This is a genomic window from Pseudomonas sp. JH-2 (genome assembly GCF_036231725.1).
Lineage (GTDB): Bacteria > Pseudomonadota > Gammaproteobacteria > Pseudomonadales > Pseudomonadaceae > Pseudomonas > Pseudomonas delhiensis.
Genome location: NZ_JAZAQP010000011.1, coordinates 117,520 through 131,334, shown reverse-complemented (window position 1 = coordinate 131,334; position 13,815 = coordinate 117,520). Strand labels below are relative to the sequence as shown.

Annotated in this window: 15 protein-coding genes; 6 read left to right on the top strand and 9 right to left on the bottom strand. The window is 69.3% G+C overall.

The genetic code is table 11. The features are described from left to right. Positions 1-21: 21 nt before the first annotated feature. Positions 22-276, top strand: a complete 255-nt coding sequence (locus tag VV867_RS10580) for a DUF2790 domain-containing protein (protein WP_089394325.1) — start codon at positions 22-24, stop codon at positions 274-276. Between the two features lie 60 nt (positions 277-336). Beyond that, the gene (locus VV867_RS10575) at positions 337-1,542 is read left to right on the top strand and encodes a cytochrome c biogenesis protein DipZ (RefSeq protein WP_328566336.1); all 1,206 of its coding nucleotides are present in this window, start codon (positions 337-339) and stop codon (positions 1,540-1,542) included. Between the two features lie 54 nt (positions 1,543-1,596). Here VV867_RS10575 and VV867_RS10570 read toward each other — a convergent pair whose 3' ends face one another. The 6 genes from VV867_RS10570 to VV867_RS10545 form a co-directional block, all read right to left on the bottom strand. Continuing rightward, positions 1,597-3,597, bottom strand: a complete 2,001-nt coding sequence (locus VV867_RS10570) for a peptidase U32 family protein (RefSeq protein WP_328566335.1) — start codon at positions 3,595-3,597, stop codon at positions 1,597-1,599. 126 nt (positions 3,598-3,723) lie between these two features. Then, on the bottom strand, positions 3,724-4,104 hold the full coding sequence (locus VV867_RS10565; protein WP_328566334.1) for a RidA family protein: 381 nt from the start codon (positions 4,102-4,104) through the stop codon (positions 3,724-3,726). Positions 4,105-4,432: 328 nt separating this feature from the next. Then, the gene (locus VV867_RS10560) at positions 4,433-5,143 is read right to left on the bottom strand and encodes a TetR/AcrR family transcriptional regulator (RefSeq protein ID WP_328566333.1); all 711 of its coding nucleotides are present in this window, start codon (positions 5,141-5,143) and stop codon (positions 4,433-4,435) included. 83 nt (positions 5,144-5,226) lie between these two features. Further along, positions 5,227-6,117 carry an amino acid ABC transporter substrate-binding protein gene (locus VV867_RS10555; RefSeq protein WP_328566332.1) on the bottom strand — a complete coding sequence of 297 codons (891 nt, stop codon included), beginning with the start codon at positions 6,115-6,117 and terminating at the stop codon, positions 5,227-5,229. Next, entirely contained in the window at positions 6,114-7,451 is a 1,338-nt protein-coding gene (gene potE / locus VV867_RS10550; RefSeq protein ID WP_328566331.1) for a putrescine-ornithine antiporter, read from the bottom strand. Before potE ends, VV867_RS10555 begins: the two co-directional genes overlap by 4 nt. A 1,208-nt stretch (positions 7,452-8,659) precedes the next feature. Further along, the gene (locus VV867_RS10545) at positions 8,660-9,022 is read right to left on the bottom strand and encodes a hypothetical protein (protein ID WP_089394318.1); all 363 of its coding nucleotides are present in this window, start codon (positions 9,020-9,022) and stop codon (positions 8,660-8,662) included. Positions 9,023-9,234: 212 nt separating this feature from the next. Between VV867_RS10545 and VV867_RS10540 the strand changes: the two genes are divergently transcribed. Continuing rightward, entirely contained in the window at positions 9,235-9,546 is a 312-nt protein-coding gene (locus tag VV867_RS10540; protein WP_109933479.1) for an I78 family peptidase inhibitor, read from the top strand. Between the two features lie 84 nt (positions 9,547-9,630). On the opposite strand, the gene VV867_RS10535 is transcribed toward VV867_RS10540, so the two are convergent. Then, positions 9,631-9,894: a hypothetical protein gene (locus tag VV867_RS10535; RefSeq protein ID WP_328566330.1), complete on the bottom strand. Its 264-nt coding sequence runs from the start codon at positions 9,892-9,894 to the stop codon at positions 9,631-9,633. Between the two features lie 230 nt (positions 9,895-10,124). Continuing rightward, positions 10,125-11,051, bottom strand: a complete 927-nt coding sequence (locus VV867_RS10530) for a LysR family transcriptional regulator (RefSeq protein WP_275630377.1) — start codon at positions 11,049-11,051, stop codon at positions 10,125-10,127. Positions 11,052-11,171: 120 nt separating this feature from the next. Between VV867_RS10530 and VV867_RS10525 the strand changes: the two genes are divergently transcribed. From VV867_RS10525 to VV867_RS10515, 3 genes are all read left to right on the top strand, one after another. Continuing rightward, positions 11,172-11,930 (top strand): 3-oxoacyl-ACP reductase family protein, encoded by a 759-nt coding sequence (locus VV867_RS10525; protein ID WP_109933476.1) that lies wholly within the window; start codon positions 11,172-11,174, stop codon positions 11,928-11,930. A 160-nt stretch (positions 11,931-12,090) separates the two neighbouring features. Beyond that, positions 12,091-12,345 carry a type II toxin-antitoxin system RelE family toxin gene (locus VV867_RS10520; protein ID WP_109933475.1) on the top strand — a complete coding sequence of 85 codons (255 nt, stop codon included), beginning with the start codon at positions 12,091-12,093 and terminating at the stop codon, positions 12,343-12,345. Further along, complete coding sequence (locus VV867_RS10515; protein WP_089394314.1) at positions 12,329-12,655, top strand: helix-turn-helix domain-containing protein; 327 nt, start codon at positions 12,329-12,331, stop codon at positions 12,653-12,655. Before VV867_RS10520 ends, VV867_RS10515 begins: the two co-directional genes overlap by 17 nt. Positions 12,656-12,667: 12 nt before the next feature. Here the strand turns inward: VV867_RS10515 and VV867_RS10510 are convergent, their stop codons facing one another. After that, entirely contained in the window at positions 12,668-13,765 is a 1,098-nt protein-coding gene (locus VV867_RS10510; RefSeq protein WP_328566329.1) for an FUSC family protein, read from the bottom strand. Positions 13,766-13,815 lie beyond the last annotated feature (50 nt).

Sequence of the window (13,815 nt, the reverse complement as noted above, 5' to 3'; positions counted from 1 at the left end):
CCCACCACCGAGGACATCGCCATGAAAACCCTGACCCTTGCCGCCGCCCTGTTCGCCTTCGCCGCGCCCCTGGCCAGCTTCGCCGCCAGCGCCCCTGCACCGGTGGAGCAGTACCACTACGGCCAGCACCTGGACGTGAAGAAGGTCCTGGCCCTGCACGAGGAGCCCGGCAGCTGCCAGGTGGTGCAGGCGCGCATGGACTACCTGGACTCCAACGGCCAGCCCCACAGCCTGGCCTACCAGAAGTTCTCCAGCGACTGCAACGAAGGCGGTTGATGCGCCGCGCCTGGCCAGGGATGGCCGTAACGCCCCGATCCCCCTGCAGACGAGGTCGCCATGCTGCTCATCGCCTTTCTCGGCGGGGTGCTGACCCTGCTCAGCCCCTGCATCCTTCCCGTATTGCCGTTGTTGTTGCAGCGCGCCGGCGGGCCGGCCTGGTCGCCGCTGCTGACCCTCGCCGGCCTGGCCAGCGGCTTCGCCGTGCTGGCCAGCCTGGCCGCGGTTTCCAGCGCCTGGGTGGTGGAGGCCAGCGAGGTCGGCCGCTACCTGGCGCTGGGCTTGCTCGGGCTATCCGCCGTGGCGTTGCTGTCGCCGCGCTTCGGCACCTGGCTGTCGCGGCCCTGGGCCTGGCTCGGCGACCGTTTGCACGGCCAGGCCCGCGGCCTGCCGCCGGCGCTGTCGGCCTGGCTGCTGGGCTTCGCCGCCGGCCTGCTGTGGGCGCCCTGCGCCGGGCCCATCCTCGGGCTGATCCTCTCCGGGGCCATGCTCCAGGGGCCCAGCGCCTCCACCAGCCTGCTGCTGTTGGCCTACGGGCTGGGCAGCGCCGTCGCCCTGGGCGCCGCATTGTTCCTCGGCCGCGGCCTGTACCAGCGCCTGCGCCCATCGCTGGGTGCGCTGGAGTGGCTGCGCCGCGGGGCAGGGGCTCTGGCCCTGCTGGCGGTGGTGGTCATCGGCAGTGGCGCCAGCGCGCAGCTGGTGGGCCCGGGCTCTTCGCGGGTGCTGGCCGGCCTGGAGCACAAGCTGCTGGACGGCGTGCCGAAGCTGCTCGACAGACTGATGCCCACTGCAAGCGCCGCTGACCTGGCCGATATGGGCGCCATGCCCAGCCTGGACGGCGCCGTGCAGTGGCTCAACAGCGCGCCCCTGGCCAGCGCGGACCTGCGCGGCAAGGTGGTGCTGGTGGATTTCTGGACCTACGACTGCATCAACTGCCAGCACAGCCTGCCGTACGTGAACCAGTGGGCGAAGCGCTATGCCGACCAGGGGCTGGTGGTGATAGGCGTGCACACGCCGGAATACCCCTACGAGCGCATCCCGGCGAACGTGCAGAAGGCCGTGCAACGGCACGACATCCACTACCCGGTGGCGCTGGACAACCAGTACCGCATCTGGAACGCCTTCGCCAACCAGTACTGGCCGGCGCACTACTTCATCGATGCGAAGGGCCGCGTCCGCCACCTGCACGTGGGCGAGGGCGACTACGAAGGGCAGGAGGCGATCATCCGCCAGCTGCTCGGGGAGCGTGCGCAGCCGGCGGGCTGACCGGGAAGGACGGGCAGGGCGGCCGTGGCGACCGCCCTGTCTGGCCGTCGCGCCTTAGTGCGGCGCGCGGCGGATGGTCTTGAGCAGGTCTTCCGGGCTGATCTGGCCGACGATCTGCTCCACCGCGCTGCCCGGCTGCGGCAGGTCGAGGATGTGGCCCTTCATCTTGCCGATCACGTGCATCTCGCAGGGCTTGCAGTCGAACTTCAGCGTCAGCACCTCGTCGCCGTGCACCAGTTGCATGGGCGCGACCTTGGTGCGCACGCCGGTGACGCCCTTGGCCTGCTTCGGGCACAGGTTGAAGGAGAAGCGCAGGCAGTGCTTGGTGATCATCACCGGCACCTCGCCGGCCTCCTCGTGGGCCTCGTAGGCCGCGTCGATCAGCTGCACGCCGTGGCGGTGGTAGAACTCGCGGGCCTTGTGGTTGTACACGTTGGCCAGGAACGACAGGTGCGCCTCGGGGTACACCGGCGGCGGGTTCGTCTCGGCCTTGCGGCTGCCGCGCGGGTGGGCGGCGACGCGGGCGGCGGTGAGCGCCTCGATGGCCTCGCGGCGCAGCGCCTTGAGCTGCGAGTTGGGGATGAAGAAGGCCTGCGGGGCATCCAGCTCGACGCGCTCGGCGTGGTACTGGGTGGTGCCCAGTTGGCCGAGCAGGTCGTGCAGTTGCTCCAGGGCCTGCTCCGGCTTGTTGGCCAGGCCGAAGGGGCCATCCAGGGCGACGCTGGCGCTGACGCCTTCCTCGCTGGTGGCGCTCAGCTCCAGGCGTTCCTCGCGCAGGCGGGCCACCCAGGAGAGGCCGACGCGGCGCTCGGCGGAGGTCTTCAGCAGGGCCTGCTGCCAGTTGTGGTCGAGGTTGCGCGACAGCGGGTGGTTCGGCCGCAGGCGGTACATGCCCTCGGGCATTTCGTTGGGCTCGACGCGGTAGCGGTAGCGCTTCTGGCCATCTTCTTCGAACTCGCTTTTCAGCTCGGCGATGTTGGCGCGGAAACCCACCACCTCGCGCTTGACCAGCACGTTCAGGCCGTCGCCGTTGGACAGCGGCTGCTCGGTGGCGACGATCAGGTCGCGCTTGCCGACCTTCTCCACCACGCCCACCGGCAGGCCGGTGAAGGTCGGCGAGTCGAAGGCGCCGATGTCGATCTTGCGCTCGCTGACGAAGTAGTCGGTGCTGCCGCGGTGGAAGGTCTTGTCCGGGTCGGGCAGGAAGAAGTGCTCGGTGCGGCCGCTGGAGGCGCGGGCCAGGTCCGGGCGCTCGGCGAGGATGCCGTCCAGGCGCTGGCGGTAGTAGGCGGTGATGTTCTTCACGTAGCCCATGTCCTTGTAGCGCCCCTCGATCTTGAAGGAGCGCACGCCGGCGTCGACCAGGGCGCTGAGGTTGGCGCTCTGGTTGTTGTCCTTCATCGACAGCAGGTGCTTCTCGAAGGCCACCACGCGGCCCTGGTCGTCCTTCAGGGTGTAGGGCAGGCGGCAGGCCTGGGAGCAGTCGCCGCGGTTGGCGCTGCGCCCGGTCTGCGCGTGGGAGATGTTGCACTGGCCGGAGAAGGCCACGCACAGCGCGCCGTGGATGAAGAACTCGATGGCCGCGTCGGTTTCGTCGGCGATGGCGCGGATTTCCTTCAGGTTCAGCTCGCGGGCCAGCACCAGCTGGGAGAAGCCGGCCTGGTCGAGGAACTTGGCCCGGCCCAGGGTGCGGATGTCGGTCTGGGTGCTGGCGTGCAACTCGATCGGCGGGATGTCCAGGTCGAGCACGCCCAGGTCCTGCACGATCAGCGCGTCGACGCCGGCGTCGTGGAGCTGGTGGATCAGCGCGCGGGCCGGCTCCAGCTCGTCGTCGTGGAGGATGGTGTTGATGGTGACGAACACGCGCGCGTGGAAGCGGTGGGCGAATTCCACCAGCCGGGCGATGTCGCTCACCTCGTTGCAGGCGTTGTGCCGGGCGCCGAAGCTCGGGCCGCCGATGTACACGGCATCGGCTCCATGCAGGATGGCCTCGCGGGCGATGCTCACATCGCGGGCAGGGCTGAGCAGTTCCAGATGGTTCTTGGGCAGGGACATGGTTTCTTCTTCATCAGGCGTGGCACGGCAAGGCGCGCATTGTAGCGGCGAAACGCCCGCCGGGCACCCGTGCGCTGCCCGGTGGTGGCGCCGCCCGGCGGGGCGCCGGACGGCGAAGAGGCCCGGTCAGGCCCTGGCGGCCAGCGCGGTGACTTCCACGCGCATGCCTTCCACGGCCAGGGCGGCCACGCCGACGGCGGCGCGCACCGGCCAGGGCCTGGCGAAGAAGCGCTGGTACACCTCGTTGAAGGCGGCGCGGTCGGCCATGTCGGTGAGGTAGATGGTCAGGTGCAGCACGCGCTCCATGGAGCTGCCGGCGCGCTCCAGGGCGGCCTTCAGCGCGAGCAGGGTGCATTCGCTCTGCTCGACGATGCCGCCCAGCTCCAGGCTGCCGTCTTCGCGGGTGGGAATCTGGGTGGAGACCAGCAGGCCGCCGAAGCCGGACACGTCGGAGGAGATCGACTCGGGATCGGCGTCGGGGAGGAAGGTGAGGTCGTTGTCAGCCATGGGGGCCTCCTTGTGCGGGTGATACGAGGGGCGGCAGCTTACCCGCCGGGGCCCGCGGCGTCACCCGCGCGGGCCCGCACACCGGACAACGCCGGGCGGGACGTAGGGCGCATGACGCCTACGGCGTTATCCGCCGTTTGGCCTTGATGCCCGGCGGCTCCGGGGCCGACCTTGGCGTTGACTGTGGCCGCGGTGTAGCGGCGGATAACCGCGAACGGTTATTCGCCCTACGGGGGAGCGACGGAATGTGAGGATGGCGGCTAAATTCCAGGCCGCTCCGGACAGCCCCCTCTCCCGCTTGCGGGAGAGGGTTGGGGAGAGGGGCTCTTCATATCGGAAACGGCCGCAACCGCGGGCGCGCGTCGTCCGGGGCAAGGGCACCCAGCACCAGGCGGCTGACGCTTTCGGCCACGGCGCGGTAGTCGGCCTCCACCGGCCGGGCCTTGCCGGTGATCAGCGAGGCCTGCCAGCCGAAGTGGCTGTGGGCCTGGGTGGCCGACCAGAGGAACAGCAGCAGGTGCTGCGGGTCGGCCGGGGCGATCAGGCCGCGTTCCATCCAGCTGCGCAGGCAGGCGAGGTTGTCCTGCGCGGCCTGGCGCAGGCGTTCGCCACAGGGGGCCGGCAGTTGCCGGGCGCCCAGCAGCATTTCCCCGAGCACGGCCTTGTAGGTGTGCGGGTGCTCGTGGGCCACGCGCATCCGCGCCTGGATGTAGGCGGGCAGGGCCTGCTCCGGGGGCAGTTCGGCGCGCAGCAGGGCGGCGGCTTGCAGCAGGGGCTCGACCAGGGTTTCCAGCACCCGCGCGTAGAGGTTCCGCTTGTTCTGGAAATAGTAGTAGACGTTGGCCTTGGGCAGCCCCACGCGGGCGGCGATGTCTTCGGTGCGCGCGGCCTGGAAGCCCTTGGCGGCGAACTCCTGGCTGGCGGCCCCGAGGATCAGGCGCTGGTTGCGCTCGCGGATGCCCAGCGTTTCGCTGTCGTCGACGCTGGCCTTGCGGCGGTTGGCGGGGGTACGGGCAGGGCGGGTGGCCTGGTCGCTCATGGGAAATCCGGGGAAACGGCTATCGCTATTTACAAAAGTATATAGCGGTAGGGACGGGCTTGTCCCGCGGGGGCTTCCCGGGTTCAGGGCAGGGAGTAGAGACGCAGCAGCAGGCGTTGCTGTGGCGAGGGCTGGCCGAAGTAGCGGCTGTACAGCGCCTCGCCCGTGGCACCGCGCAGGGCGTCGCTGAGGGCGTGGTCCACCTCCAGGCGGAAAGCGTCGTCGTTGCGGGGCAGGGGCAGGGCGACGCTGGCCATCTCGAACAGGTGGTCGGACACCTGCAAGCGGTCGGCCTGGGCCGAGCGGGCCTGGTAGTTGAGCAGCGACAGGCGTTCACCGAAGAAGGCGTCCACCTCGCGGCGCAGCACACGGTCGACGCCGTCCTGGTAGCTGGCCACCTCCACCAGGCGCGATTGCAGCCCCAGCTCGCGCACCCTCTGCTGCGCCCACTGGACATTGGTGGTGCCCTTGAGCACGGCGAAGCTGCGTTTGTTCAGGCCCTGGTTGACGGTCCCCCGCCAGGTCGGCGTGCGCTCGCGCGGGGCGCCGCTGAGCGCGGCCTGCAGGGTGGCGTCGGCGTCGCGGCGCAGGATCACCCCGAGCCCGGCGGTGAACACCGGCAGCGAGAAGCTGACGCTTTCGCGGCGCTGCAGGGTTTCCACCAGCGGGCTGCAGAACAGGTCGACCTGGCCGCCGCTCACGGCCGCCAGGGCCTGTTCCAGGGGCAGTGGCTGGTAGCGCACCTGCAGGTCGGCCAGGCCCGGCGCGCTGCGCAGGCGGGCGGCCAGCGCCTGGCACAGGTCGATGGCGTAGCCGCTGGCGGTGTGCTCGTCGCCCTCGGAGAAGGGCGCGTTGTCGGCCAGGAAGCCCAGCACCAGGGTATGGCTGGCGTGAATGCGCGCCAGGCTGTCGGCCCGGGCGCCGGGGGCCAGCAGCAGCGGCAGCAGGAACAGGGCGGCGAACAGGCGGTTCATGGCGACTCCGGCGGCGCGGCGAGGCGCTCGTAGGCCTTGACGAAGCGTTTGGCGATGAAGCCGAACAGCAGGTAGCCGACCACCATCACCAGGGCCGCGCCGAACACCGCTTCCAGCCCCGAGGCATAGAGCGCGTAGAAGCAGTAGCAGGCGGCGACCAGCATCACGGCGGTGTTGCGGCGCACCAGTTCCAGGCCGACGCCGGCCTTGTAGAGGATCACCACCAGCCCGGTCAGCGAGGTGATGTAGGGGATGATGTTGGTGACCGCGGCCAGACTCACCAGCTTGTTGAACTGGGCGGTGGCGTTGGGCGAGATGGTCGAGAGGGCGATCAGGCTCTGCAGCACCGCGCAGGTGACCAGCCCGGCCAAAGGCGCGCCGCGCCCGGTGACGCGGGTGAACAGCTGCGGGAACAGGCCCTGGGCGGCGGTGACCTTGGCCGTCTCGGCCAGGGTGAACTGCCAGCCCAGCAGCGAGCCGACGCAGGCCATCACCGCCAGGGCCATCACCAGGTTGCCCACCCCGTCGTTGAACAGGTGCGCATAGGCCAGGGCGAAGGGCGCGCTGGAGTTGGCCAGCTCCGGGTTCGGCACCAGGCCCTGGATCACGGTGGTGGACAGCACGTACACCACCGCGGCGCCCAGGGTGCCCAGCAGGCAGGCCAGCGGCACGTTGCGCTTGGGGTTGTCCACCGCGTCGGAGTTCTGCGCCGCCGACTCCATGCCGAGGAAGGCCCAGAGCGTCAGCGGGATGCTGTCGGTGATCGCCTGGCTGACCGGCAGGTTGTTGGGGTTCCAGGCGGCGGCGAAGGTTTCCGGGCTGAAGCGGAACCAGCCGAAGAAGCCCAGCCCGGCCACCGGGATGATCACCCCCCAGACGGTGACCGAGCCCAGCCGCCCGGTGATCCGCGGGCCGCCGAAGTTGGCCAGGGTGGTCAGCCAGATCAGCCCCAGGGTCCCGAGGAACAGGGGCACCGCGCCGCTGCCCAGCCAGGGGAAGAAGGGCGTCAGGTAGCCCACCGCGGACAGGCTGATGGCCACGTTGCTGATCACCAGGGACAGGAAGTACAGATAAGAGCAGAGGAAGAACGCCGACTTGCCATGGGCCTCCTCGCTGTAGGCGGACATGCCGCCGGAGCGCGGGCAGTAGATGCCGCACTGGGCGAAGCAGTAGGCGATGGCCATGGAGCCCACGGCGGTGAACACCCACGACAGTAGCGAGACCGCGCCCAGCTGGGCCATGCTGGAGGGCAGCATGATGATCCCCGAGCCCATCATGTTGACCATCACCAGGGTGGTCAGCCCGGTGAGGCCCATCTTCCTGGTCGCGGCCATGCAGGGCTCCTGGGTCGGTGACCGGTGGCGACGCTGTGGTTTACGGCGGTGGAATGCTCAAAGGATAGGCACGGCCCGGCGGAGCGGCCATGGCGCGGGGGGCGATTTTTCGGGAATGGGACTGGAGTGGCATTTTGGGGGGCTGTCCTGTGCAGGCGGAGAGCCCGGCGTCATCCTCACACCCCGCCACCGTAGGGCGAATAACCGTTCGCGGTTATCCGCCGTCGGCCACGCCACCGGAGCGTCCGGCGCGGCCGGTGAGCCCAATCGCGGACGGAGTCCGCTCCTACGCCCGAGCCATGCCAATCCCCTGTAGGAGCGCGCCCTGCGCGCGAATCGCGGGCAGGGCCCGCTCCTACGTCCGTGCTTCCTGGAACCATAGGAGCGGACTCTGTCCGCGATCTGGCGGATAACGCCGTAGGCGTTATGCGCCCTACGGGGAGCCCGGGAACTTCGCGGTTCCGCATTGCGCCGAACGGTCCCCTCTCCCGCTTGCGGGGGAGGGTTAGGGAGGGGGTGCGGTGTCAGGGTTGGCAGAGGTGCGTGGGCGAAGTCCGTCCCCTCTCCCCAACCCTCTCCCTGAAGGGAGAGGGGGCTGTCCCGAGCTGCCGGAGCGTCCGGAGTCATCCTGATAGTCCTCACCGCCGTCCTCATTCCCGCGAACGCGGGAAGCCAGGGTTCGCGAGCAAGCTCGCTCCTACGAAGAGCAAAAGCGGCTCTTGCCTTTGGACTTCCAGAGAAACCTCCGAGCGCACCGGAATGCCCCTTCAGAAGGCCGAGCGAAACCGGCGCTCAGGAGGTCATGCGACATGGATGTCGCGAGAGCCCCGATGGGCTACAGGGACGTACCCTCGGGGCGGGCCTCCGTGGCGGGGGAATTCGCGAGGGTAGCCCGGCTCCATCGGGCCCGTATGTCGGGGCAAGCCTTTTTGGTTCCTTTTGTGGCGTTTGACAAAAGGGACTCGCCCGAGGGGGCGAAACGAGAGATATCCGAACACTCGGAGCGGCGCGCTACACCGAGCCCCAAGCCACTGGGTTCCCGCGTTCGCGAGAATGACGAGGTTGAAGTGAGATGTGCGGGCCCAAGCTTCGCGAGCAAGAACCAGGCATCCCCCACGCTCCTACAACAGCCTCGCCCCCTCGTTGGAAATGAAAAACGCCGTTCCCCTTACTAAAGAAAACGGCGTTTCCTCATGACCCGCGCACCATCACCAGTGGCGATACCCACGATAGTAGCCATGCGGCGGCCCGTAGTAGCGCGGGCCATAGTACGCCGGCCCGTAGTACACCGGCCGGTAGTAGCGCACCGGCGGCGGCACCACCACGGCCACCGGCGGCGGCGGGGCGTAGTACACCGGCGCCGGCGGGTAGTAGTAGGCCGGCGGCGGGGCGGGTTGCACGTAGACCGGTGCCGGCGGCGCGGAGGCGCCGGCGACGACAGCGCCACCCACGACGGCGCCGACCACCGCGCCTATGGCCGCGGCATCGGTGTTGCTGTTGGCCGATGCCTGCCCGGCCAGGGCGAAGGATGCGCACAACACCAGGGCGAGTTGCGGAATCCGGCGAATCATCTGTCTTACCTCCTGAAAGTTCCGGCCTTGAGGTCGGATACTTCTAAGACATTCTGTTCAGGCAAAGTGTAACCGGCGCTGTGTAAATCCTGTGTAAAGGGCGCCATACGGTCGTTCCGGGGTTTCTTCGATGCAGCCGGCAACACAAAAACCGGGCCTGCGGCGGCGCGGCTTGTTATGGTTGGGGTTTTCCCTCAAGCCAAGGAGGCTTTATGCCCTTGAATCGAGCCCTGCCGGCCATGCTGTTCGGCGCCATCCTGCTGGCCGGTTGCAGCAGTGCCGACAAGCCCGCCGAATCCCCGGCCGCCGCGCCCGAAGCCGGCCGCTGCAATGCCGGGGCGGTGCAGTCGCTGGTCGGCAAGCCGCTGTCCCAGGCGCTGGTGGAGCAGGCCCGGCGCGACGCCGGCGCGCAGAACGCACGCGTGCTGCATCCCCATGACGCGGTGACCCTGGAGTACAACTCGCAGCGGCTGAACATCAATGTCGACGACCGCGAACTGGTGCGCGGGCTCAACTGCGGCTGAGGTGGGAGAACTGCGCCCGGCGTGCAATGCCCGGGCGCGGGGTGACGGGAGCCCGGCGCGGGCTCCCGCACGGGCGGGGCCCGGTCAGCGGTTGGCCGGTTTGCGGATGATGCGCAGCGCCTGGGTGGTGTGGTTCACGCAGGACTCGTAGTCGCCGGCGGCGCGGGCCTTCTCGGCCTGGTCGATATGGTCCTGGACCACGTTGACCTTCACGCCGGTGGCGTTCTTGCTGGCCGTGGCGAGAAAGTCCTTCAACTGGGTCAGGTTGGCGTCGCAGAGCTTGCTGTCGGCCATGGCTGCCATCGGCAGGGCCAGGGTGGCGGCGAGGACGAGGGCGATCTTCTTCATGGGGTTGTCTCCTGAACGGGTTCATCGTGAACCTGGGGGCGGGGCCGTGCGCGAGCAAGCCCGCGGGCCCGTGGATGCCGCTTCACCTGATGTCGATCAAGGTGGCCAGGAATACCTGACGCCTGTTTCGACCGGCCCCCGCGCCGTTCGTGTCATTTTTTTCGCCCCCGCCATCCGCGCGTCCATCCCGTAGGGCGCATAACGCCCCAGGCGTTATCCGCCGTTTTTCGCTACAGCGCGGAAAACCGCCGCTCCAGCTGCTGCGCACGGAAGTGCTCGAGGACGAAGTCGACGAAGGCGCGGGTCTTGGCCGGCAGCAGCTTGTGGGCGGTGTAGTAGACGCTGGTGATGCCGGCGTCCACGTACCAGTCCGGCAGCACCCGCCGCAGTTGGCCCGACTCCAGGTAGGGCAGGGCGTGCTGCATGCTCACCAGGGTGATGCCCAGGCCCTGCAGGGCGGCATGGCAGGCCGCCTCCGGGTCGCTCATGAACATGCGCTCGCCCAGCGCGATGGGCGCCTGGCCCTTGTCGCCGCGGTGGCTCAGCCCCCAGGGGCGCACGCGGCCGGTCTGTGGCGAGCGGATGCGGATGCCGTCGTGCTGCGCCAGGTCCGCCGGCGTGCGGATCGGCCGGCGGCCGTCGAGGTAGGCGGGGCTGGCCAGCAGCACCAGGTGCGCCGGCGACAGGCGCCGCGCCACCACCCCCGGCGGCAACTCGAAGCCACCGCCGATGGCGGCGTCGAAACCCTCGGCGATGAGGTCCACCTGGCGGTTGTCGAAGTGCCAGTCCGGGCGGATCGCCGGGTAGCGGCCGAGGAACTCGCCCAGCAGCGGCAGGATGTAGTCGCGGCCGAACACCAGCCCCATGCTGACCTTCAGGGTGCCGCCGGGCTGGCCGTCGGCGCTGGCCAGGTTGGCCAGGGCGTTGCGGATGCTGCCCAGGCCGGGCGCCACTTCGGCCAGGAAGCGTTCGCCGGCCTCGGTCAGGCTGAGGTTGCGGGTGCTGCGCTGGAACAGGCGTACCCCGAGGCCGGCCTCCAGGCGGGCGACGTTCTTGCCCACCGCCGCCGGCGTCAGGCCCAGGCGCCGGGCCGCGGCGGCGAAGCTGCCGGCCTCGGCGCTGCGGACGAAGCATTCGAGGCTGTTGAGGGTTTCCATGGCGCGCTCGTGTAAACCGGATGGATCGACTGAATATAGCGATTACCGGCTACCGGGTAATGAATCGCGGGAGGAGACTGTGCCCGTCGCTTCACCTTCCCCCATTCCCGGAGCACCGACATGAGCAACAGCACCCCCAACACTCCCCTCGCCGGCAAGGTCGCCTTCGTCCAGGGCGGCTCGCGCGGCATAGGCGCGGCCATCGTCCAGCGCCTGGCCCGCGACGGCGCCGCCGTGGCCTTCACCTACGTCAGCTCGGCGCAGAAGGCCGAGGACCTGGCCGCCACCGTGCAGGCCGCCGGTGGCCGCGCCCTGGCCATCCAGGCCGACAGCGCCGACGCCGACTCGCTGAAGGCCGCCATCGAGCGCGCCGCCGCGCACTTCGGCCGCCTCGACATCCTGGTGAACAACGCCGGCGTGCTGGCCGTGGCGCCGCTGGACGAATTCACCCTGGAAGACTTCGACCGCACCCTGGCGGTCAACGTGCGCAGCGTATTCGTCGCCACCCAGGCCGCGGCCCGGCACATGGGCGAGGGCGGCCGCATCATCACCATCGGCAGCACCAACGCCGAGCGCATGCCCTTCGCCGGCGGCGGCGTCTACGCCATGAGCAAGGCCGCGGTGACCGGCCTGACCCGCGGCTTCGCCCGCGACCTGGGCCCGCGCGGCATCACCGTGAACAACGTGCAGCCCGGCCCGGTGGACACCGACATGAACCCGGACAGCGGCGACTTCGCCGAGTCGCTGAAAGGCCTGATGGCCCTGGACCGCTACGGCCGCGCGGAGGAAATCGCCTCCTTCGTGGCCTACCTGGCAGGCCCGGAAGCGGCCTACATCACCGGTGCCAACCTGCTGATCGACGGCGGCTTCGCGGCCTGAGACCTTTCGCGGAGGCAGGTGGCGGCAAGCAATACCGCCACCTGCCTTGCCCGTCATCCCACCAATGCCCAAGGCATGAGTCGCTTTCGAGGAGTGCAGTCCCGGGGATTGGCATGGATATAAGGTATTTATCGGAACTCTAATAAAAGGCTAATATCCGATGAACTCCGTCAACTGGACGCGGAAGGCGGTCAAGCAGTTGCTCAGGCTGGACAGGCGTCACCAGGTGCAGGTTCGCGACGCCGTTGGCGAGCTGAGGCGGATGCCCGACTGCCGGCAAGTGAAGGCACTGAGCGATCACGCCTACGGTTACCGGCTTCGCGTCGGCAACTACCGGGTACTGTTCGATTGGGACGGTGAAATCAGGATCGTTGCGGTGCAAGAAGTGAGGAAGCGCGATGAGCGAACCTACTAAGGTGCAGATCATCAATGACGCAGACGGTAAACCGGCCTTCGTGGTGATTCCCTATGCCGATTACGTGGCGCAGCACCGCCTGGACGAGAACCTGATTCCCCATGACGTGGTCAGCCGCATGGTGGATGGTGCAAGCGCGATCAGGGCCTGGCGGGAGCACCTGGGGCTGACGCAGCTGGAGGTGGCCGAGCGCCTGGGGGTGACGCAGTCCGCCTATGCGCAGCAGGAGGCCTCGACACGGCCGAGGAAAGCCACCCGCGCGCGCATCGCCGGGGCACTCGGCATTGCGCCGGCGCAATTGGAGCTTTGAGTTCCCGAAACCTCACCGCGCCGCCGGCCGCTCCCGGCTCTGGATGTTCCAGTGCGCGGCGCTGCCGGCCAGTTGCGCGGAAAGCTGCTCCACCTGCTCGTACAGGCGCAGGGTCAGCCAGTAGAAGCCCTGCGTCTCGAAGGCGCCGGCCAGGCTCCGCGGGCGTGGCGGCAGGTGGGCGGTGCCCTGGCATTCCTGGACCAGGCGCGAGGTGCGGCTGAACTTCAGGGCGTGGGCCGATTGCAGCAGCAGGCGGCCGATGGCCTGCCGCAGCGGTTCCAGGTCCGCCGGCAGCGGGGCGATCCCGCCGGCCTGGGCGGCGAACTGGCGCGAGGCCAGCAGCGATTCCAGGGTGCCCATGATGGCCCGGTGGGCGCGCTGGATCAGTTCCAGCTCGCGCAGCGGCATGCCGGTTTCCCGCGCCACCGGCGCCAGGTGCGCGCGGGAGGCCACCAGGCGCTGGTCCAATTCCTCCAACTGGCTGGCGAAGTGCTCGGCGCGCAGGTCGGCGCTGCTGCTCAGCTGGCCGAACAGGCGGGCGCAGGCGCGCAGGTTGTCCGACAGCAGGTAGCGCCAGACGTAGACCGCGCGCAACGGGTAGATCTGCGCGAAGACCAGCGCCAGGGCCACGCCGACCAGCACGTTGAGCATGCGCCAGAGGCCCTCGGTCATGCTGTTGTCGCCATGCCCGGCCACCGTGCACATGGTGATCCCCGCCAGCAGCGCCACGTAGCCGGGGCGGCGGATGGCGTAGAAGGCCGAGACCGCGCCGGCCACCGACATCAGCACATAGACCAGCGGATCGGAGCCGGTGAGGTTGTGCACCAGGATGATCGCCAGGCCCACCGCGGCGCCCAGCAGGGTGCCCAGGGTGCGCTCGCGGGACTTGCCGCGGATGGTGCCCTGGTGCACCAGGCCGCCCATCACCACCAGCACCGTGACCGAGGCCCAGAGCCCGTGGGGGATGTCGATGCCGGTGGTGAGCAGGATGGAGGCCAGCAGCGCCAGGCCCACGCGCACGCAGTGGATCCATGCGGCGTAGCGGTAGCGGGTGTAGGGGTTGGCCAGGCGGCGCCAGGGCCGGGCCAGGAATTGCAGGACTTTCGCCAAGACGCTGCGCTCTCCTCGCGGGGCGGACCCGCTCAGCTTAGGTGCTGTGG